The organism is Citrobacter sp. Ce129 (assembly GCF_030334545.1).
In the GTDB taxonomy this organism is placed as follows: Bacteria; Pseudomonadota; Gammaproteobacteria; order Enterobacterales; family Enterobacteriaceae; genus Citrobacter; species Citrobacter europaeus.
The window spans coordinates 71,745-92,921 of record NZ_JAOWDS010000073.1 but is presented as its reverse complement, the minus strand read 5'-3'; the positions used below and the strand labels follow the sequence as shown (position 1 = coordinate 92,921).

At 50.1% G+C, this 21,177-nt stretch carries 20 protein-coding genes, 1 pseudogene and 1 other annotated feature; of the genes and pseudogenes, 11 read left to right on the top strand and 10 right to left on the bottom strand.

Going from position 1 to position 21,177, the window contains the following annotated elements:
* Positions 1 to 6: 6 nt before the first annotated feature.
* From OGV77_RS20170 to ugd, 3 genes are all read left to right on the top strand, one after another.
* Positions 7 to 2,889 (top strand): acyltransferase, encoded by a 2,883-nt coding sequence (locus OGV77_RS20170; protein WP_141110915.1) that lies wholly within the window; start codon positions 7 to 9, stop codon positions 2,887 to 2,889.
* Positions 2,879 to 3,253, top strand: a complete 375-nt coding sequence (locus OGV77_RS20165; protein WP_043016855.1) for a GtrA family protein — start codon at positions 2,879 to 2,881, stop codon at positions 3,251 to 3,253. The genes OGV77_RS20170 and OGV77_RS20165 overlap by 11 nt, the downstream gene beginning before the upstream one ends.
* A 279-nt stretch (positions 3,254 to 3,532) precedes the next feature.
* Entirely contained in the window at positions 3,533 to 4,699 is a 1,167-nt protein-coding gene (ugd, locus tag OGV77_RS20160) for a UDP-glucose 6-dehydrogenase (protein ID WP_087051365.1), read from the top strand.
* Positions 4,700 to 4,745: 46 nt separating this feature from the next.
* Here the strand turns inward: ugd and hisIE are convergent, their stop codons facing one another.
* The 9 genes from hisIE to hisL form a co-directional block, all read right to left on the bottom strand.
* On the bottom strand, positions 4,746 to 5,357 hold the full coding sequence (hisIE, locus tag OGV77_RS20155) for a bifunctional phosphoribosyl-AMP cyclohydrolase/phosphoribosyl-ATP diphosphatase HisIE (protein WP_043016853.1): 612 nt from the start codon (positions 5,355 to 5,357) through the stop codon (positions 4,746 to 4,748).
* Positions 5,351 to 6,127 carry an imidazole glycerol phosphate synthase subunit HisF gene (hisF, locus tag OGV77_RS20150; protein WP_019077116.1) on the bottom strand — a complete coding sequence of 259 codons (777 nt, stop codon included), beginning with the start codon at positions 6,125 to 6,127 and terminating at the stop codon, positions 5,351 to 5,353. Before hisF ends, hisIE begins: the two co-directional genes overlap by 7 nt.
* A complete protein-coding gene (gene hisA / locus OGV77_RS20145; RefSeq protein WP_087051366.1) occupies positions 6,109 to 6,846 on the bottom strand; it encodes a 1-(5-phosphoribosyl)-5-[(5-phosphoribosylamino)methylideneamino]imidazole-4-carboxamide isomerase in 738 nt (245 codons plus the stop codon). Before hisA ends, hisF begins: the two co-directional genes overlap by 19 nt.
* Positions 6,846 to 7,436: an imidazole glycerol phosphate synthase subunit HisH gene (hisH, locus tag OGV77_RS20140; protein WP_043016851.1), complete on the bottom strand. Its 591-nt coding sequence runs from the start codon at positions 7,434 to 7,436 to the stop codon at positions 6,846 to 6,848. The genes hisA and hisH overlap by 1 nt, the downstream gene beginning before the upstream one ends.
* Entirely contained in the window at positions 7,436 to 8,503 is a 1,068-nt protein-coding gene (gene hisB / locus OGV77_RS20135; protein WP_043016850.1) for a bifunctional histidinol-phosphatase/imidazoleglycerol-phosphate dehydratase HisB, read from the bottom strand. The genes hisH and hisB overlap by 1 nt, the downstream gene beginning before the upstream one ends.
* Complete coding sequence (gene hisC / locus OGV77_RS20130) at positions 8,500 to 9,579, bottom strand: histidinol-phosphate transaminase (RefSeq protein WP_087051367.1); 1,080 nt, start codon at positions 9,577 to 9,579, stop codon at positions 8,500 to 8,502. The genes hisB and hisC overlap by 4 nt, the downstream gene beginning before the upstream one ends.
* Entirely contained in the window at positions 9,576 to 10,880 is a 1,305-nt protein-coding gene (gene hisD, locus OGV77_RS20125) for a histidinol dehydrogenase (RefSeq protein WP_043016848.1), read from the bottom strand. Before hisD ends, hisC begins: the two co-directional genes overlap by 4 nt.
* A 5-nt stretch (positions 10,881 to 10,885) precedes the next feature.
* The gene (hisG, locus tag OGV77_RS20120) at positions 10,886 to 11,785 is read right to left on the bottom strand and encodes an ATP phosphoribosyltransferase (protein ID WP_087051368.1); all 900 of its coding nucleotides are present in this window, start codon (positions 11,783 to 11,785) and stop codon (positions 10,886 to 10,888) included.
* A gap of 45 nt (positions 11,786 to 11,830) precedes the next feature.
* Positions 11,831 to 11,953, bottom strand: a sequence feature (His leader region).
* The gene (gene hisL / locus OGV77_RS20115; RefSeq protein WP_100250077.1) at positions 11,929 to 11,976 is read right to left on the bottom strand and encodes a his operon leader peptide; all 48 of its coding nucleotides are present in this window, start codon (positions 11,974 to 11,976) and stop codon (positions 11,929 to 11,931) included. (Overlaps the previous feature by 25 nt.)
* A gap of 174 nt (positions 11,977 to 12,150) precedes the next feature.
* On the opposite strand from hisL, the gene OGV77_RS20110 reads away from it, so the two are divergent.
* The 4 genes and pseudogenes from OGV77_RS20110 (at position 12,151) to plaP (ending at position 15,578) form a co-directional block, all read left to right on the top strand.
* A complete protein-coding gene (locus OGV77_RS20110; RefSeq protein WP_080624969.1) occupies positions 12,151 to 12,975 on the top strand; it encodes an SDR family oxidoreductase in 825 nt (274 codons plus the stop codon).
* A gap of 40 nt (positions 12,976 to 13,015) precedes the next feature.
* Positions 13,016 to 14,000: pseudogene (locus OGV77_RS20105) on the top strand (LysR family transcriptional regulator).
* Positions 14,001 to 14,164: 164 nt separating this feature from the next.
* Entirely contained in the window at positions 14,165 to 14,227 is a 63-nt protein-coding gene (yoeI, locus tag OGV77_RS24765; protein ID WP_100194947.1) for a membrane protein YoeI, read from the top strand.
* Positions 14,217 to 15,578 carry a putrescine/proton symporter PlaP gene (gene plaP / locus OGV77_RS20100; RefSeq protein WP_016153551.1) on the top strand — a complete coding sequence of 454 codons (1,362 nt, stop codon included), beginning with the start codon at positions 14,217 to 14,219 and terminating at the stop codon, positions 15,576 to 15,578. Before yoeI ends, plaP begins: the two co-directional genes overlap by 11 nt.
* A 60-nt stretch (positions 15,579 to 15,638) precedes the next feature.
* Here the strand turns inward: plaP and sbcB are convergent, their stop codons facing one another.
* The gene (gene sbcB, locus OGV77_RS20095) at positions 15,639 to 17,063 is read right to left on the bottom strand and encodes an exodeoxyribonuclease I (RefSeq protein WP_047410206.1); all 1,425 of its coding nucleotides are present in this window, start codon (positions 17,061 to 17,063) and stop codon (positions 15,639 to 15,641) included.
* Between the two features lie 69 nt (positions 17,064 to 17,132).
* Between sbcB and OGV77_RS20090 the strand changes: the two genes are divergently transcribed.
* The 4 genes from OGV77_RS20090 (at position 17,133) to phsC (ending at position 21,096) form a co-directional block, all read left to right on the top strand.
* Positions 17,133 to 17,351 (top strand): hypothetical protein, encoded by a 219-nt coding sequence (locus OGV77_RS20090; protein WP_286502966.1) that lies wholly within the window; start codon positions 17,133 to 17,135, stop codon positions 17,349 to 17,351.
* Between the two features lie 114 nt (positions 17,352 to 17,465).
* Positions 17,466 to 19,739, top strand: a complete 2,274-nt coding sequence (phsA, locus tag OGV77_RS20085) for a thiosulfate reductase PhsA (RefSeq protein ID WP_080624973.1) — start codon at positions 17,466 to 17,468, stop codon at positions 19,737 to 19,739.
* Positions 19,740 to 19,753: 14 nt separating this feature from the next.
* Positions 19,754 to 20,332, top strand: coding sequence for a thiosulfate reductase electron transport protein PhsB (gene phsB / locus OGV77_RS20080; protein WP_075145980.1), 579 nt, complete (start codon positions 19,754 to 19,756; stop codon positions 20,330 to 20,332).
* Positions 20,329 to 21,096, top strand: a complete 768-nt coding sequence (gene phsC / locus OGV77_RS20075) for a thiosulfate reductase cytochrome B subunit (protein ID WP_075145981.1) — start codon at positions 20,329 to 20,331, stop codon at positions 21,094 to 21,096. The genes phsB and phsC overlap by 4 nt, the downstream gene beginning before the upstream one ends.
* The last annotated feature ends 81 nt before the right edge of the window (positions 21,097 to 21,177 follow it).

Here is a 21,177-nt window from a genome sequence, read left to right as displayed (position 1 = left end):
AACTTAGTGAATTTCTTGCAAATGCGAAATGCTAAAAGCTTATACCCCATATGTTTTTTCCTTGCGTTAATATTGCTGTTTCTAGCCCCTCTATATAGTTCGTTGTCATTGGGTAATGTAATTTACTCTTTGATATTATCTGTTAGTGGTGCTGTTTCTTTCTTTTTTATTACAAAAGACAAAAAAGCAATATCTATATGGGTAATAGCGCCACTAGTGGCTGCTCTCTTTTTCACTTTTTCAGTTCCATTAGTTCAGAATGATTTTCCAGTGGTCAGTATCACTGCTACGGGACAGAAAAATCCTGAGTCGATATCTTCTGAGGTTTTTGTTCAATTCGTTACGAATCCTAAATCACATATTTCTGTTTCATATCCCGGCTGGGAAAAAAGACCCGGAGTATATGTTTCTTATCAGAACCAGCCAAATACAATCACATTTTCTGGCCAATGGAGCAATGACTCGCATCTCAGTTTAACTAGTCATGCATACTCTGGTATTGCTAAATTAAAAATAGGTAATGATGAGCGAGAAATTGATCTCTATTCTTCCAACGCGCATACAATTAACATCCCACTTCCTGATGGCGCTGTTTCTTGGAAGAGTTGGCTGCAGAGGATTTCAATATTTATATCGCTTAGCCTACTTTTTTTTGCCCTTACAACTCCAGGTAGTGGGCGACAATCTGAAATTGCAAAACTATTAGCCCTGTGTTTGGTAGTAACTGGCGCTTCTCTGTGGTACGTCAAGGATATCTCTTATACAGGCGACCTGGAATTAGTAGTCCTTTCCGGGAATGGCTCTCCATCAAAAATGTCATTCGATGCTGGTTATGGCTTTACTAAAGCCTTAACATTTCCTGTGAAAACAGGTTCTGTTCATACCGAAAACTATCCTAACTCAAGCTCATCTGAGTGGCATCTTGAAGTAAGTGACGGTTCATTCTCTCGTGTTCTGCTTGACGGAGAAGCTATTCAAACAGAGCAAGTCTGTGACTTTTCAAAAGAAAGTAAAGGTTGCGTTTATCAAATCTTCGGTGACAACCCTCATATATGGTTAACTGATGGGCATATAAAATATCAATTAGTAAATGTTGAACGAAATAAAAACACGGATAAGTATTTTGTCTATATTTCAAAAAATAAGGATGTACTTACAGTTACTAGTTCGCGTGCAGTAATCTACTCCGCTGCATGGGAAAGGTACTCCCAGTGGGTTAATTCAGTTTCTGTAACTGACAAAAATAACTCAGAGTTCTCAACTCTGATCCGTATCAGTGCTCTTAAACCTGGTGTTTATAAGGCTTTGAGTGTAAATGAGAAAGGTGAGGGTGTAAAATTAACCTCTTTCAACTACCCTGACTTTGGTAGCTTTACAGCTATGAAAGTGGCATTTGTACTCGTTTGTATCAGTTTCGTTCTTTTGACTTATTTTTTATTTGCAATAATGCGTTGCCTGATTAGTTCTGCGATAAATGCCCAATCTAAAAAGATTTGGATAGTGTGCTTTGGCATCTTTGGGTGGTTGCTCATTGCTATGGTGATCGGATGGCCAGCTGTTCTAGGGTGGGATGGCTTTTCTCCTTATATTCAGGCGCAAGGAGGTCAAATTACTCTCTGGTACGGAATTGGTTATCCCCTAATCATAGGTGGATTTTTATTGTCAAATATGCCACAAGTCATCACAGTATGGTCGTTTCTGGCTACCTCTGTTGTTTTGCTTGGTTCATGCTCTTTATTTTTTCGTTATTACCAGGGTAAGTTGGCGTGGTGGGGGGTCATCTGGGCTATTGTTTATATTCCATTGACAGTAATTATGTTGGGGATGCTTACTCATCTCCGTGATGCTTTCAATGGTTTGACTCTTGCTCTATTCATGCTTGGCAGTTTTTGCCTGGCAATATATTGGCGAAAACTTAATTTAAATGCAAAACTATTTTTTACAGTTACACTTTTTGTACTTGGCATTGCATTAGCATTATTACGTATTGATAACGTTCCTTCATTAATTTTTATCGCTATCGGTCTTAGCATATTAACTTTTAAACCGAGTGTTAAATTGTTCTCGGTTTTACTGCTTATAGCAATGAGTTGGGGGGCTATAAATAAGGTCGTAGAACCATTGGTGTATCCAGATCGTCATCGCGCGGAGGAAGAGAAACGTCTTTACGCCTCAACTGCTGTTATGAACCCTCTAACAGGTATGTTGGTCTATGGCAAAGATAAGTTGGATCCTCAATTGTATAAAGATATTTATGTGTCGCTAAATAAAATTATGGATGTTGAGTATGCTTTAAAAAATTGGTCTCCTTATAATGTAGTCTATTGGCATCAGACAGCCTCAGAAAGGCCTCTACCAACATCTGAAGTATCTAAACAACTTACGAAATTGTATTTTATAAGTGCTATAAAGGAGCCTGTACTTTTTCTACACCTCCGGCTTTCATCTTTTACAGCTATACTGGGAAAAGATATTTTTCCTTTGCCTCCTATAGCTTCACCACAGTTTAATATTCTTCCTGGATTATCTGATCATCTATTAAGTACAACTAACCCTTGGAAACAAACAGTCGAACTTATGGGGTTTGGCCCACACCCTCATTTATCTGCTAATTTAATGAAAAGCTTAATGAAATGGTCTGATTACATTTCAAGTAATTATTTGCAAATACTTATGTGCTTTATGGCTATAGTGTTTTTTAAACGAGCGCCGTTTGCAGCTGTTATTGCTTGTGCCGAGCTTATTAGAGCCACTGTTTTCCTTTTCTTTGCTCCTGCATCGGTCTTCCTTTATCTTTACGAATTGCAACTTATAGGTTTCATGTTGCCTATGCTCATATTGATAGAATCCAAGGTGAGGAAATATAAAGGTGTAGGCAATGATTGTTAGATTCGCCGTTGTCTCAGGCCTGGGATGGTTAATTGATTTTTCTATCTTCGCATTATTGAATTTATTAGGACTTCCAATCTGGCTAGCTAATATTGTTGGTGCCACTGCTGCTGTATTGTTTGTTTTCTTTGTTTCAGTCAGGAGAATTTTCCAATATAATGGCCACTATATCATTTGGAAACTTTTTAATTATATAGTTTATCAATTAATTGCTATAGTTTGTGCATCACTACTCATTGACTTCATAGCTTTACAATATGAGATATTGCCTATAGTAGCAAAAATTATAGTTACACCTTTAACCTTCTACGCAAACTTCCAGTTTATGTCTTTTTTGACCACTGGACGATTACGTTTAAAGTAGATGTTAATTTAAATATGTAAATATATCATTCAGCGCTATTGCTGAATGCTTTTTGTTTTTTAAGCCCAGCTCTAATTGTCTGGGCTTTTTTTTGTCTAAATTCTTATTGATTTTTACTTTTTCCTTAATATTAACTTAATAAATGAGATCTATAGTTATGAAGTAAATCTGAATTGTACTGTCTTTCATTGACACTTCATCAACTCAGACGTTACAACTTTTAATACATGTCATGATGATACAAACATGATGAGCAAAAGTTAACCCTGAGATAATTAAATGAAAATCACCATTTCTGGTACCGGATATGTTGGCTTGTCAAATGGTATTCTGATTGCTCAGAGCCACGAAGTGGTGGCACTGGATATCATCCAGACGAAAGTCGAGATGCTGAATCAGAAACAATCGCCGATTGTGGATAAAGATATTGAAGAGTATTTGGCGACCAGGTCACTAAACTTCCGTGCAACGACTGATAAGTATGATGCCTACCGCGATGCGGACTACGTCATTATCGCGACACCCACTGATTATGATCCAAAGACTAATTACTTTAATACCTCAAGTGTCGAATCTGTTATTCGCGACGTGGTTGCAATTAATCCAGATGCAGTAATGGTCATTAAATCTACCATCCCAGTAGGTTTTACTAATTCTATTAAAGAAAAATTGGGCACCGACAATATTTTCTTTTCCCCAGAATTCCTGCGAGAGGGTAAAGCGCTATATGACAATTTGTACCCTTCACGCATTGTCATTGGTGAACGATCTTCTCGCGCAGAAACGTTTGCTGGCCTGTTACAGGAAGGGGCACTGAAGAAAGATATTCCGACCCTATTTACGGACTCAACCGAAGCCGAAGCTATCAAGCTCTTTGCAAATACCTACCTGGCTATGCGCGTAGCCTATTTTAACGAACTTGATAGCTATGCAGAGAGTTTAGGGCTCAATGCGCGACAGATCATAGAAGGGGTCTGTCTGGACCCGCGCATTGGTAACCATTACAACAATCCCTCTTTCGGTTACGGTGGATACTGTCTGCCAAAAGACACGAAGCAACTACTCGCCAACTATCAGTCTGTACCCAATAATATTATTTCAGCAATCGTTGATGCCAACCGGACGCGAAAAGACTTTATTGCTGATGCAATTATTTCACGAAAGCCAAAGGTCGTCGGTATTTATCGACTGATCATGAAAAGTGGCTCAGATAATTTTAGAGCATCGTCTATACAGGGTATTATGAAGCGTATCAAAGCGAAAGGTATCCCTGTCATAATCTATGAACCTGTATTGCCAGAGGATAGTTTTTTTAATTCGCGGGTTGAGCGTGATCTGACTAAATTTAAAAGTGAGTCCGATGTTATCATCTCTAACCGGATGGCCGAAGAACTGCTGGATGTAGCCGATAAAGTTTATACCAGAGATTTATTCGGAAATGATTAAACTATCAATAAAATAAAGATACCGGCATAGTGCCGGTATCTGTCTATTACTGATGTCTTTTGCGTAAATTTTCAATCACCGTCGTCAGGTCGAGGTCCTGATCCTGCAGCAGCACCAGCAGGTGATACATCAGGTCAGAGGCTTCATTCGTTAACTCGAAACGATCGTTCACGGTTGCGGCCAGTGCGGTTTCTACGCCTTCTTCGCCCACTTTCTGGGCAATGCGTTTAGTGCCGCTGGCATACAGCTTCGCGGTGTAGGAACTTGCGGGATCTGCGGTTTTACGTTCGGCAAGCAGTTGCTCGAGTTGATACAGGAACAGCCACTGGTGGCTGGCGTCGCCAAAGCAGCTTGAGGTGCCTTTATGGCAGGTCGGGCCAATCGGATTAACCAGCACCAGCAGGGTGTCGTTGTCGCAGTCAGGTGCAATGCTCACCACATTAAGAAAGTTGCCAGAGGTTTCACCTTTGGTCCACAGGCGTTGCTTGGTCCGCGAGAAAAAGGTCACTTTGCCGCTTTCGAGCGTTGTATCCAGCGCCTCCGGGTTCATATAACCCAGCATCAAGACTTCACCGGAAACCGCATGCTGCACGATGACTGGCATCAGTCCGTCGGTTTTTTCCCAGTCCAGCTCGCGGCATTGTTGTTTCGTTAACATATCCTGATCTCCACGCCCTGTGTTGCCAGGTACGCTTTTAATTCGCCAATATTGATAATTTGCTTGTGAAAGACGGAGGCGGCAAGCGCGCCGTCCACGTCGGCGTCCCGGAAAGCTTCCAGGAAATGTTCCATAGTGCCCGCGCCGCCGGAGGCAATCAGCGGTACATGGCAAACGTCGCGCACTTTTTTCAACTGCTCCAGGTCATAACCGTTACGTACGCCGTCCTGGTTCATCATGTTCAGTACGATTTCGCCTGCGCCGCGTTTTTGGACTTCCTGTACCCAGTCCAGCGTTTCCCACTGCGTGACGCGGGTACGGCTTTCATCCCCGGTATACTGATTCACATGATATTTGCCGGTTTCGGCGTCATACCAGGTATCAATGCCCACCACGATGCACTGCACGCCGAAGCGGTCCGCCAGACGAGTGATAAGCTCCGGTTCGGCCAGCGCCGGGGAGTTGATGGAGATTTTGTCCGCCCCGAAGGAGAGGATACGTGCCGCATCGTCGATGGATTTAATGCCACCGGCAACACAGAACGGGATATCAATCACTTCCGCTACGCGTGATACCCAGCTTTTATCTACTACGCGGCCATCGCTGGACGCGGTGATATCGTAGAACACCAGTTCATCTGCGCCTTCATCGGCATAGCGTTTGGCCAGCGGGACGATGTCGCCAATAATCTCGTGATTGCGGAACTGGACGCCTTTTACCACCTGCCCATCACGGACGTCCAGGCAAGGAATTATGCGTTTTGCCAGCATTGAATGGCCTCCTCAACGGTGAACTTTCCTTCCAGCAGGGCTCGTCCGACAATCACGCCGCGAACTCCGGTCCCGCGCAGGGCTACAACATCCTCAATTCCGCCAATGCCGCCAGATGACTGAAACGCGACCTGTGGGTATTTGGCGCACACTTCTTCATAAAGCGCGACGTTCGAGCCTGCCAGCGTACCATCGCGGGAGATATCGGTGCACAGCACGTGCTTCAGGCCGACGGGTAAATAGGCCTCAACCAGTTCTTCCAGTGAAACCCCGGAATCTTCCTGCCAGCCGCTAACCGCTACCTGTTTATTGCCGCGCTCGTCAATACGAACGTCCAGCGCCAGCACCAGCGCGTCGGCGCCAAAACGGGTAAACCAACTCTTGACTTCCTCGGGGGATTTTACCGCCGTCGAGCCCACCACCACGCGCGCCACGCCTGCGTCAAGAAGCGCCGCAACGTCCGCTTCCGTGCGCACGCCGCCGCCAACCTGAACCGGAACATTGACGCCAGCGACCAGCGTTTTAATCAGCGGGATCTGGCGCTGCGCCGGATCTTTCGCGCCGGTTAAATCTACCAGGTGCAGTACCTCTGCACCCTGGGCTGCATAATCCTGCAAACGGGGAAGAGGATCGTTGCCGTAATCACGTTGCTTAGCGTAATCGCCCTGATGAAGACGCACCACCGTGCCGTCGATTAAATCTAATGCCGGAATAATCATTACATCTCCAGAAAGTTTTTCAGCAACTGCGCCCCAGCCGCGCCCGAACGTTCCGGGTGAAACTGCACGCCAAAGAAATTGTCCTTTTGTACTGCCGCGGTAAACGGTTCGCCGTAATTGCACTGGGCGATGGTCCACGGGTTTACCGGCATAGCGTAGCTGTGTACAAAGTAGAAATACGCGCCATCTTCAATGCCCTGGAACAGACGATTTCCCGCCTGCGGATAGATGCGATTCCAGCCCATATGCGGCAGCGGCAGACCGAAATCGGTCATCTTCGGAACGTCCTGCTCAATAATGCCCAGCAGGGAAACACCGTTACTCTCTTCGCTACGACGGCCAAGCAGTTGCATGCCTAAGCAGATCCCCAGTACCGGTTGCGTACAGGCTTTAATCAGTTCAATCAGATCGCGCTCGTGCAACTGGTCCATAGCCGCCTGGGCGGTACCGACGCCTGGCAGAAACAGTTTATCGGCACGCAGCACTACGTCCGGGTCACGGCTGACAACTGGGTCGTATCCATGGCGTGCGACGGCGGATTTTACCGAGTGCAGGTTGGCGCAACCGGTATCAAGGATCACCACGTTCATTACAGCACTCCTTTTGAGGAGGGCAGCGTGTCGCCTTCTACACGAATCGCCTGACGCAGCGTACGACCAAAGGCTTTAAACAGGCTCTCCACACGGTGGTGGTCATTTTTCCCTTTGGTTTTCAGGTGTAAGGTGACGCCCATGGTATAGGAGAGCGAACGGAAGAAGTGTTCAATCATCTCCGTGCTCAGATCGCCCACGCGCTGGTAGGTAAATTCTGCGCGATATTCCAGGTGCGGACGCCCGGAGATATCCAGCGCGCAACGTGCCAGACACTCGTCCATCGGCAGCACAAAACCAAAACGGTTGATGCCACGTTTATCGCCTAATGCCAGCTTTAAGGCTTCACCCAGCGCCAGACCGGTATCTTCAACGGTGTGGTGATCGTCTATATACAGATCGCCCTTGACGGCAATCTCCATGCGAAAACCGCCGTGGGTGGCGATTTGATCCAGCATGTGGTCAAAGAAGCCAACGCCGGTATTAATTTTGCTACTGCCTTCGCGGTCGAGCCAGACTTTGACGTCAATCTGCGTTTCTTTGGTATTACGTTCAACGTGCGCGTAGCGGTCACGTTTGGTCAGTTGCTCGCCGATCATCGGCCAGTTCAGGGTATCGCGGTGATAGCGTAATCCGCTAATGCCCATATTTTCAGCGAGCTGAATATCGGTCGCCCGGTCGCCAATGACGTAGCTGTTTGCCACATCCATAGCCTGCTCAACCAGATACTGCTCAACCAGCTTCACTTTTGGCTTACGGCAATCGCACTCGTCCGCTGGCAGGTGCGGGCAGATCAGTACCTCATCAAACGCAACGCCCTGAGAGGTGAAGATTTGCATCATCAGGTTATGCGGACCGTCAAAATCAACCTGCGGGAAGCTCTGCGTACCGAGTCCATCCTGGTTAGTAATCATTACCAGCTTAAAGCCCGCCTTTTGCAGTTTCAGCAAAACGGGAACGACTTCCGGCTCGAAGGCGAGTTTGTCAAAGCGATCGACCTGATAGTCACTTGGCGGTTCCGAAATCAGGGTTCCATCACGGTCAATAAAAAGATACTTCTGGCTCATACTTGCTCCGCACGTAAGGCGTCAATGACGCGCTGGCTCTCTTCACGGGTTCCGACAGTAATTCGCAGGCAGCCGCTTAACGAAGGTTGTTTATTCTGATCTCGTAAGATAATGCCCTGATCCCACAAAGATTTAAATACGCTGCTTGATGCGGTGAAGCGCGCCAGAACATAGTTGGTTTCAGAGTTGAAAACCTGTTCTACACAGCGAATTTCTTTTAGGTTCTCCGCCAGATACTGACGCTCTTGCAGGATCTGCTCTACGCGTTGGCGCATGGCGGAAATCCCTTGCGGCGTCAGCGCCTGGGCGGCGATATCCGCCACCGGCGTAGAGAGCGGGTAGGGAGCAATCACCTTTAACAGCAGATTGATAACCTCTTCATTCGCCAGCGTAAAGCCGCAGCGTAAACCGGCGAGAGCAAACGCTTTGGACAGCGTGCGTAATATCGCCAGATGCGGATATTCAGAAAGCCAGCCAGTCAGCGTAGCCTGCGGACAGAACTCAATATAGGCCTCATCAGCGACCACAATGGCTTTACCCTGCGTCATTTCGAGCAGTGCGCGCAGGTCTTGTGGGTTAATCAGCTGGCCGGTTGGGTTGTTGGGGCTGCATACGTAGACTACCTTCACGCCATCAAGCTTGTCCGCGATGCCCTGCAAATCCAGTTGCCAGTTATCAAGTGTCGGGACGGTGCGGCATTCAACGCCAATCGTTTCTGCGCTGACGCTGTACATGCCGTAAGTCGGCGGACAGTACAAAATTGCATCTTTACCGGGTTCACAAAATGCACGCACCAGCAGTTCGATCCCTTCATCTGCGCCGCGGCTGACCAGCACCTGTTCCGGTTTGACGCCAGCATACTGCGCGTAATTCTCAATCACCGCTTTCGGCTGGCACTCCGGGTAGCGGTTCAGCGTCTGCTGGCTTAGCTGAAACTCAACGGCGGTGGGGTACTCATTCGCGTTGAGCCAGACATCGCCGTTGCCGCCAAGGCGACGAGCAGACAGATAGGGCGTTAACTCGCGAACATTCTTACGGGCTAAATCAGTGACGCTGAGAAAGTTGTCAGTGCTCATGCTTGCTCCTTCAGGGCGTTAACGCGCAGGGTGACGGCATTTTTGTGGGCAGTCAGTCGTTCAGCAGCGGCCAGTGTTTCAATGGTTGAGGCCAGGGCAGAGAATCCTTGAGGTGTTAATTCCTGTACGGTCATCCGTTTCTGGAAATCCGCCAGCCCAAGGCTTGAGCAGGTCGCGGTATAGCCGTAGGTTGGAAGAACGTGGTTGGTGCCAGAAGCGTAGTCGCCTGCGGATTCCGGTGACCAGTCGCCGAGGAACACCGAACCGGCGCTGGTGATATCGTCAACCAGCTCTCGCGCGTTACGGGTCTGAATAATCAGGTGTTCCGGGCCGTAGGCGTTAGAAATGTCCACGCACTGCTCAAGATCGTTGGCGACAATCAGTCGGCTGGCACTGAGCGCCTGGCGCGCGGTCTCAGCGCGGGAAAGTTCGGCGAGCTGGCGTTCAACGGCTTTGGCAACGCCCTCTGCCAGCGTAGCGTCTGGCGTCAGGAGGATAACCTGCGAGTCGGGGCCGTGTTCGGCCTGAGAAAGCAGATCGGAAGCGACAAAGTCTGGCGTTGCGCCGCTGTCGGCGATAACCAGCACTTCAGACGGGCCAGCAGGCATGTCGATAGCCGCGCCGTCAAGACGCTGGCTAACCTGGCGTTTGGCTTCGGTCACATACGCATTGCCTGGCCCGAAGATTTTATCGACCTTTGGAATAGATTCAGTCCCCAGCGCCAGCGCGGCAATAGCCTGCGCGCCGCCCACATTAAACACCTCTTTTACGCCACACAGCTGTGCGGCGTAGAGAATTTCATCGGCAATCGGCGGCGGTGAGCAGAGCACCACTTTTTGGCACCCGGCGATGCGCGCCGGGGTCGCCAGCATTAATACGGTAGAGAACAGCGGCGCCGATCCCCCTGGAATATACAGCCCCACGGAAGCGATAGGACGAGTCACCTGCTGGCAACGGACACCCGGCTGAGTTTCGATGTCCACCGGCGGCAGGATTTGCGCGGTGTGGAAAGTAGCAATATTACGCACCGCCGCCTGCATGGCTTGTTTCAGTTCGTCGCTCAGGCGACTGCTGGCCTGCTGAATTTCTTCCTCGGTGACGCGCAGTGCGCCGACCTCGGTTTTATCAAATTTCGCGCTGTATTCACGTAGCGCCCGGTCGCCATTATTTTTGACGTTCTCAAGGATCTCGGCCACCGTGCGGCTGATGCTTTCAGAGGCGGAAATCGCCGGGCGCATCAGCAGTTCGCGCTGCTGCTCAGGGCTACAGCTATTCCAGTCAATCAGGGTATTGAAGCTCATGGTCGTTACTCCATCATCTTCTCAATCGGCAGCACCAGAATTGAGCTGGCACCGAGCGCTTTCAGTTTTTCCATCGTTTCCCAGAACAGGGTTTCGCTGCTGACCATGTGCATGGCAACGCGCTGCTGGTCACCCGCCAGCGGCAGAATAGTCGGGCGCTCAGCGCCAGGCAGCAGAGCGACGACTTCGTCCAGACGCTCGCTCGGCGCGTGCATCATGATGTACTTGGATTCACGGGCCTGAATCACCCCCTGAATACGGGTCAGCAGTTTGTCGATCAGTTGTTGCTTGGCGTCGGCCATTTCGCCGTCGCGCTGAATCAGACAGGCTTTAGAACGGTAAATCACTTCCACTTCACGCAGACCGTTAGCTTCAAGCGTTGCGCCAGTTGAAACCAGATCGCAAATCGCATCAGCCAGACCCGCGCGGGGAGCGACTTCTACAGAGCCGTTTAACAGACAGGATTTAAACGATACCCCTTTTTGATCGAGATAACGTTTGAGCAGGTGCGGGTAAGAAGTCGCGATACGCTTACCGTTCAGTGCTGCCGGGCCATCCCAGGCTTCGTCAACCGGGGTTGCCAGCGAGAGACGGCAGCCGCCGAAGTCCAGGCGGCGCAGGGTAAAATAGCGAGGATCTTCACCCTGTGCCCGGCGGTTGAGCAGTTCCTCTTCGAGAACGTTTTCCCCGATGATGCCGAGATCAACGACGCCATCCATTACCAGACCAGGGATATCGTCATCACGCACGCGCAGGATATCGATTGGCATATTCTCCGCCATCGCAATCAGGCGCTGGGTGTGGAGATTGATTTTAATGCCGCAACGGGCCAGCAATTCGCGTGAATCATCGCTTAAACGGCCTGATTTCTGCATAGCTATGCGTAAACGGGTGTTATCTAACATTCTTTATTCCTCGTTATCCTGTCTGAATCAGTTTGGGTCACGCACAAAAAAAAGCCCCCGGAAGAAATCTTCCGGGGGCTTTCTCATACGCTCATGCACCGCTGGAAGATTTAAATGTCTCCCAGCACACATCGCCTGAAAGACTAGTCAGGATGATGGTGATGATGGTGTTTAAATTGAGCGCGTGTCATAAATTTTCTCGATGAATGTTTATTCATTTGATGTCTTTTAACCTAAACCACTTTAGCTACGGAAAGCAAGGGCTTTTTTTGATCATTAATTCATTTCATATTGATACTATGAATTGTCAGCCACAGTGGGCTAGCGTAGCCTTGCGTTATAGGCCAAAAGTCAGGAGAGAAGGCATGAAAAAGGTCGCAATTGTCGGTTTAGGTTGGTTAGGCATGCCGTTAGCTATGTCGCTGGCGGCGAGAGGCTGGCAGGTTACCGGCAGCAAAACCACATTGGATGGGGTGGAAGCGGCCCGCATGAGTGGTATCGAGAGCTACTCGCTGCGCCTGGAGCCTGAACTGGTCTGTGAGCCAGACGATCTCGACGCACTGATGGACGCCGATGCGTTGGTTATTACGCTACCTGCGCGCCGTAGCGGCCCGGGGGAGGCATTTTACCTGCAAGCTATGCAGGAACTGGTCGACAGTGCGCTGGCGTATCGTATCCCGCGGATTATTTTTACCAGCTCGACGTCGGTTTATGGCGATGCACAAGGCATCGTGAAAGAAGGGACGCCGCGTAACCCGGTTACGGCGAGCGGTCGGGTTCTGAAAGAACTTGAAGACTGGTTGCACAATTTACCAGGCACCTCGGTGGATATTTTGCGCCTGGCCGGGCTTGTGGGGCCGGGCAGACATCCTGGTCGCTTTTTCGCTGGCAAGACGGCGCCAGATGGTCATTATGGCGTCAATCTGGTGCATCTGGATGATGTGGTTTCTGCCATCTCGTTGCTGCTGCAAGCGCCCAAAGGGGGACACATCTATAATATATGTGCGCCTATGCATCCGGCGCGTAATGTGTTCTATCCGCAGATGGCCCGCCAGTTGGGGATGGAGCCGCCAGAATTTCGCGGCGGTGAGGATAACGGTAAAGGTAAAGTCATTGATGGCAACCGTATCTGTAATGAGCTTGGGTTTGAGTACCAGTATCCCGACCCGCTGGTGATGCCGATGGAGTGACAGGCCAGCAGAGTGTCGCTGATACCGCCAGGGGGCGAGTATGAAACCACTGCTGGATGTTCTTATCATTCTCGATGCGTTGGAAAAAGAGGGCAGTTTCGCGGCGGCGTCGGCAAAATTATTTAAGACGCCGTCGGCGCTTAGCTATACCGTCCATAAGTTGGAAAGCGATCTTAATATTCAGCTACTCGATCGCAGCGGACATCGGGCGAAGTTTACCCGCACCGGTCAGATGCTGCTGGAAAAGGGGCGGGAGGTGCTGCACACCGTCCGCGAACTTGAAAAGCAGGCGATTAAACTTCACGAAGGCTGGGAGAATGAACTGGTTATTGGCGTAGATGATACGTTTCCCTTTTCGCTGCTGGCCCCACTCATCGAATCTTTCTATCAACACCACAGTGTGACGCGCCTGAAATTTATCAATGGCGTGCTGGGCGGCTCATGGGATGCCCTCACTCAGGGACGGGCGGATATTATCGTCGGCGCCATGCATGAACCGCCTGCCGCGAGCGAATTTGGCTTTGCGCGGCTGGGGGTTCTGGAACAGGTGTTTGTGGTTGCGCCGCATCACCCGCTGGCACAGGAACAGGAGCCGTTAAGTCGTCGCACCATTCGGCGTTTTCGCGCCATTGTGGTGGGCGACAATGCGCAGCATGCCAGCGCCTCAGGTTCTCAGGTGCTTGACGATCAGGAAGCGATTACCGTTTTTGACTTCAAAACCAAGCTGGAACTGCAAATCAGCGGTCTGGGATGTGGCTATATTCCGCGCTACCTGGCGCAGCGATTTCTGGAGAGCGGCGCGCTGATTGAAAAAAATGTGGTCGCGCAAATTGTCTTTGAACCTGTGTGGATAGGCTGGAATGAACAGACCGCCGGGCTAGCCAGTGCCTGGTGGCGGGATGAGATTTTAGCAAATAGTGCTATTGCGGGGGTGTACGTTAAAACGGCTGCTGATAAATCAATCAGTTAAGAAAAAATATTCTTTTACAGCTGCTTCAATCTCTTGTTATTTCTCTCCAAATTAGTGCAAAATACGCCGCTTGCAAAAAATGACATTAACCGACGTTTTCATACGCGTCGGTTATTTTTTTTTGCATCAAACCAATCATTCATAAAAGAGGCCGGGCTTCGTACCGGATAGATACTTACTTAAAAATCGACAGTTGTTGTCGCTGAGGATTAACAAAAAATGGGGCAATTTTTTGCTTACGCGACGGTTTTCACCGTAATGGGGGATAACCATGTCGCATAACGCTACTCCAAACACCTCTCGCGTGGAATTACGTAAAACGCTTACGCTGGTTCCGGTTGTCATGATGGGCCTTGCCTATATGCAGCCGATGACGCTGTTCGATACATTCGGTATCGTATCAGGAATGACCGATGGTCACGTCCCGACAGCTTACGCCTTTGCACTGATCGCCATCCTCTTTACCGCACTGAGCTACGGTAAACTGGTGCGTCGCTATCCGTCTGCAGGCTCTGCCTACACTTACGCCCAGAAATCCATTAGCCCGACCGTTGGCTTTATGGTGGGTTGGTCATCACTGCTGGACTACCTGTTCGCACCGATGATTAACATTCTGTTGGCGAAAATTTATTTTGAAGCTCTGGTGCCGTCGATACCGTCATGGATATTCGTGGTGGCGCTGGTGGCCTTTATGACCGCCTTTAACCTGCGCAGCCTGAAATCTGTTGCGAATTTCAACACCGTCATCGTGTTGTTGCAGGTGGTACTGATTGCAGTGATCCTCGGCATGGTCGTTTATGGCGTGTTCGAAGGGGAAGGTGCCGGTACGCTGGCGAGTAGCCGTCCGTTCTGGTCTGGTGATGCGCATGTGATCCCGATGATCACGGGGGCCACCATCCTGTGCTTCTCGTTCACCGGTTTTGACGGAATCAGCAACCTGTCAGAAGAAACCAAAGACGCTGAACGCGTGATCCCGCGTGCGATTTTCCTGACCGCGCTGATTGGTGGCCTGATCTTTATCGTCTCCACCTATCTGTTGCAGTTGTACTTCCCGGATATCTCGCGCTTCAAGGATCCAGACGCTTCGCAGCCGGAAATCATGCTGTATGTCGCTGGTAAATTCTTCCAGGTTGGCGCGCTGATTTTCTCTACCATTACCGTACTGGCGTCCGGTATGGCGGCGCATGCAGGCGTAGCGCGTCTGATGTACGTGATGGGCCGTGACGGCGTATTCCCGAAAAGTTTCTTCGGTTACGTACACCCGAAATGGCGTACTCCGTCCATGAACATCATTCTGGTTGGTGCGATTGCTCTGCTGGCAATCAACTTCGACCTGGTGATGGCGACGGCGCTGATTAACTTCGGTGCGCTGGTAGCGTTTACCTTCGTTAACCTGTCGGTAATCTCCCAGTTCTGGATCCGTGAGAAGCGTAACAAAACGCTGAAAGACCACTTCCAGTACCTGTTCCTGCCAATGTGCGGTGCGCTGACCGTTGGCGCGCTGTGGGTGAACCTGGAAGAGAGCTCAATGGTTCTGGGCCTGATCTGGGCTGCTATTGGCCTGATCTACCTGGCTTGCGTGACCAAAAGCTTCCGTAATCCGGTACCGCAGTACGACGAAGATATCGCGTAATAACGGCATTTAGCTGAAAAAAAAACGGAGACATGTTCTCCGTTTTTTTATACGTGGGATTTATACAATCTCTTGCGCATACTGCCAGAGTGATTTCAGCAGCATCAGCTTTTCTTTGTTGTCCGCATATTGCTGACTCAGCATCTGTAATTCATTGGCATAATTTTGCAAAAACTCCGGCGTGAATACCTGACGACGATGGTCCAGCCAGCGTTGTTGTTCGGCTTCATCCAGCGTTCCGGGGAAGTTACGCGCGCGGTAATTAAACAGTAGTTTTTCAATGCGTTTATCAACAAAGGAGATATCCAGCGCCGGTAAATTGCGCGGTTCGGTTTCCAGAACGATTTTCATCGCGGCGCGGTCGGCATCGCTGAAAAAGCCGTTGTACAACTGGGCGTCTACGTTATCAGATGACACAAAGGGTTGTGCATCGGCGAAGATAGCCACGACTTTGTCGCGTACCTGAGGGTTTTCGCGCAGAACCTTGAGATTGTCCAGGCATTGCTGGCGGTTAATGCCAAGACGATCGGCATCTTCCGGGCGCAGAGTGTTCGCTTGTGCCAGGACCGGACATTTGTTGATGTGCACCAGTTTAACCGGTACAGCGGGGTTATCTCCCAGATCTGCCTTAGCGGTGTAGAGCCGCTCACGCAGCGCGTCGCTGTCCAGCTCGAGCAGCGGCGAAATATCACCGGCTAAGTCGACCATAATCACCGCGTTGCGATTCTCCGGGTGCCAGGCCAATGGTGCCACCCAACTGGTGTTACCGCGCCACGCGCCAAACATACCCGAAACATGAACCAACGGCTTCATTTGCGGGACATCAATCAGCGCGGCCAGCTTGTGCTTATTACGATGGCTGTAGAGATAATCAAACAGACGCGGCTGGCGCGACTTCACTAACTGTGCCATCGCGATCGTGGCGTAAACGTCGGCCATCGCATCGTGGGCATTGGCGTGTTCAATACCGTTGGCTTTGGTCAAATGCTCCAGGCGAAAACTGGGTAAGCCGTCGTCGTTTTCCGGCCAGTTAATGCCTTCAGGACGCAGGGCATAGCAGGCGCGCATCACATCCAGTAGATCCCAGCGTGAATTATCGTTCTGCCAGCTCCAGGCATAGGGATCGTAGAAATTGCGATACAGAATGTTGCGCGTCACCTCATCATCGAAGCGCACGTTGTTATAGCCCAGGATACAGGTTTTCGGCACGGTGAACAGGGCGTGGATGCGCGCAGCAAAAGCGGCTTCATTCTCTCCCTTTTCACGTGCTTCCTGCGGGGTGATTCCGGTTATCAGCACCGCCTCAGGCTGCGGCAGATAGTCGTCTGCGGGTTTGCAGTAAAAGACTTCAGGTTCACCGATGATGTTGAAATCGTTATCTGTGCGGATAGCCGCAAATTGCGCGGGCCTGTCCAGCGCCGGATGGGTACCAAAGGTCTCGTAATCGTGGAAGAGAAAACCAGGTTGCTGCTTGCCGTCATTCATTGTTCAGTTATGTCCGGGATCAATTTAGCGCTCGGCCAAGAATACCAAAAAATAGCGAGGTAATCAGCAATGGCATTATCGATGCTGGATGGCGCACGCAATAAAATTGCGATGAATGCGGCTTTAATAGAATTGAATAATAAACTCTGTGCTATTAAAGGAAATTACTCGAATAAATTTTCTGAAATTGACGGGCTGGAAAATAATCTAATTGATAACCATTATTGTTATTTTTTTTCTGTAAGTTTGTTGTTTCTGGAAGTTTTAAAAGTCTTTTATAAACAATAGGTTTTTATAATCTTGAATTGACGACTTCATATTGTAATGAAATGTGAGTGAGGTTAAAAATTAATAATTTAAACGCCATATAATCATTGGATATATCTAATAACAGGGGGTTATATGAGCATTAGTCGGCGTAATTTTTTGCGAGGAGTGGGCATCGGTTGCTCAGCCTGCGCGATAGGGAGTTTCCCGCCAGGCGCACTGGCGCGAAATTCTCCACATAGCATTAAGGGGAAAACATCCCTGACGCCAAGTTTGTGCGAAATGTGTTCTTTTCGCTGCCCAATTCAGGCACAGGTAATTAATAATAAGACGGTTTTTATTCAGGGGAACCCTAATGCGCCTCAGCAGGGGACGCGGATCTGCGCTCGTGGTGGCAGCGGTGTTAGCCTGGTCAACGACCCACATCGTATTGTTAAACCCATGAAGCGCACAGGACCTCGCGGGAGCGGTGAATGGCAGGTCATTAGCTGGCAGCAGGCGTATAAAGAAATTGCTGAAAAAATGACGGCAATAAAGGCGCAGCATGGTCCGCAAGGGGTCGTATTCTCTTCCAAATCCGGTTCGCTTTCTGGTCATTTATTTCATCTGGCAACAGCATTTGGATCGCCAAACACCTTTACTCACGCGTCGACGTGTCCTGCCGGAAAAGCCATTGCCGCGAAAGTGATGATGGGCGGTGACTTAGCCATGGATATCGCCAATACCCGATATATGGTCTCTTTTGGCCATAACCTCTATGAAGGCATTGAAGTTGCCGATACGCATGAGCTAATGACCGCGCAGGAAAAGGGCGCCAAAATGGTCAGTTTCGATCCCCGTCTGTCCGTCTTCTCCAGCAAGGCGGATGAATGGCATGCGCTTAAACCGGGCGGCGACCTGCCGGTGTTAATGGCCATGTGTCACGTCATGATTAATGAAAATCTGTATGACGCAGACTTTGTGGCACGCTACACCACCGGGTTTGACCAACTGGCAGAAGCAGTACAAGAAACCACGCCGGAATGGGCGCAAAAGCAAGCGGATGTGCCTGCTGATGTTATTGTCCGGGTCACCCGCGAAATGGCCGCCTGTGCGCCTCATGCTATCGTCAGCCCAGGCCATCGCGCGACGTTTTCGCAAGAAGAAATTGATATGCGGCGTATGATTTTTACCCTCAATGCGCTGCTGGGTAATATTGAGCGTGAGGGTGGCTTGTACCAGAAAAAAGCCGCGGCAACCTACAACAAGCTGGCCGGAGAGAAGGTTGCTCCTGTGCTGGCAAAACCCGATGTCAAATTACCCAAACCAGCTGCACAGCGCATCGATCTGGTTGCCCCTCAGTTTAAGTACATTGCGGCGGGCGGTGGCGTGGTACAAAGCATTATCGACGCTGTGTTAAATCAGACGCCTTACCCGGTGAAGGGCTGGATTATGTCCCGTCACAATCCCTTCCAGACGGTAACCTGTCGGCCAGATCTGGTTAAAACCGTTGAACAGCTCGATCTGGTGGTCAGTTGCGATGTCTATTTAAGCGAAAGCGCGGCGTATGCCGATTATCTTTTGCCTGAATGTACTTACCTTGAGCGCGATGAAGAAGTCTCTGACATGTCGGGCCTGAATCCGGCCTATGCCCTGCGCCAACAGGTTGTTGAACCTATAGGCGATGCACGTCCGAGCTGGCAAATCTGGAAAGAACTGGCCGTGCAATTAGGTCTTGGGCAATTCTATCCCTGGCAGGATATGCAGACGCGACAACTGTTCCAGCTCAATGGCGATCATGCGCTGTCCGCTGAACTGCGTCAGAAAGGATATCGTGAGTGGGGTGTTCCGCTGCTGCTGCGTGAACCTGAAGCGGTGCGTCAGTTTGTGGCGCGCTATCCGGGCGCTGTGGCGGTTGACGGCGACGGCACCTATGGCGAGCAACTGCGCTTTAAATCCCCGTCGGGAAAAATCGAACTCTACTCTGAGGCGCTGGAAACGCTTCTGCCGGGCTACGGCATTCCGCGCGCCCGCAATTTTGCCCTCAAAAGCGACAATGAACTCTATTTTATTCAGGGAAAGGTGGCGGTTCATACCAATGGCGCGACGCAATATGTGCCGCTGCTCAGTGAGCTGATGTGGGACAACGCGGTGTGGATCCACCCACAAACGGCCCGCGAAAAAGGGATTAAAAACGGCGATGAGATCTGGCTGGAAAATGCGACCGGCAAGGAAAAAGGCAAAGCGCTGGTCACTGCCGGAATTCGACCCGATACGCTGTTTGTTTATATGGGATTTGGCGCCAAGGCGGGAGCCAAAACAGCGGCGACGACGCACGGTATTCACTGCGGTAATTTGCTTCCGCATGTTACCAGTCCGGTTTCCGGTACGGTGGTACATACCGCTGGCGTTACGCTCCGTCGGGCATGAGAAAGGAGAACATCATGAATCAATCAACAAACCCTTATGTCATGCTGCATGACGAGAAACGCTGTATTGGCTGTCAGGCGTGTACAGTTGCCTGCAAGGTACTGAATGACGTGCCGGAAGGATATAGCCGCCTACAGGTGCAGATCCGTTCACCCGAACATGAACCCGAGGTGCTGTCCCACTTCCAGTTTGTTCGCGTTTCCTGTCAGCATTGTGAAGATGCGCCTTGCGTCAGCGTCTGTCCTACCGGCGCTTCATTTCGTGACGAAAATGGCATTGTGCAAGTGGATAAGTCTCGCTGTATTGGTTGCGACTACTGCGTTGCCGCTTGTCCGTTCCACGTACGCTACCTCAACCCGCAAACGGGGATTGCCGACAAATGTAACTTCTGCGCGGATACTCGCCTGGATAGTGGTCAGTCACCTGCCTGCGTTTCCGTTTGCCCGACGGATGCGCTGAAGTTTGGCCGTCGCGACGACCCGGAAATTCAGCATTGGATAAATCAAAAAGAGGTTTATCGCCAGCAGGATACGCGCAGCGGCCCGGTAAGTGTCTATCGGCGTAAAGAGATCCATCAGGAGGGGAACGTATGAATTCTATCTGGGGGGCAGAGCTTAACTATGCGCCAGATTACTGGCCGCTGTGGCTCATTTATGCAGGCGTTGTTGTCGTGCTGATGATTGCGGGTCTGGTCACGCACGCGCTGTTGCGTCGGATGCTGGCGCCCAAAACGACAGCCGGAGAAGAGCATCGGGACTACCTCTATTCGCTGGCGGTCCGCCGCTGGCATTGGGGCAACGCGCTACTCTTTATCCTGCTACTGCTGAGCGGTTTGTTTGGCCACTTCTCAGTCGGACCGGTGGCATTGATGGTGCAAATCCATACCTGGTGCGGTTTTGCATTATTGGCCTTCTGGATTGGCTTTGTGTTAATAAACGCAACCAGCGGCAACGGCTGCCATTATCGCGTGAAGTTGAACGGGTTGATATCACGCTGCCTGCTGCAAACTCGCTTCTATCTGTATGGCATCATGAAAGGCGAACCGCACCCGTTTGCCGCAACGGCAGAGGACAAATTCAATCCGCTGCAACAGCTGGCCTATCTTGCCATCATGTACGCGCTGGTTCCGTCGCTGATCATCACGGGGTTGCTATGTCTTTACCCGCAGGTGATTGGGGCGGGGCCGGTGATGCTGGTGCTGCATATGGCGTTAGCGGTTGTGGGCTTACTGTTTATCTGCGCACATATTTACCTGTGCACGCTGGGCGACACGCCGGGGCAAATTTTCCGCAGTATGATCGATGGCTATCACCGCCATCGCAGCCATCACGCAGAGACTGCGCCGCGTAAAGGGTAGTTCCGGACGAGGCTTGTCTCTGAAAATCTTTCCTGACAGCAAGAAAATGTGCCTTATGTCACATTTTCTTGCAATTTATCC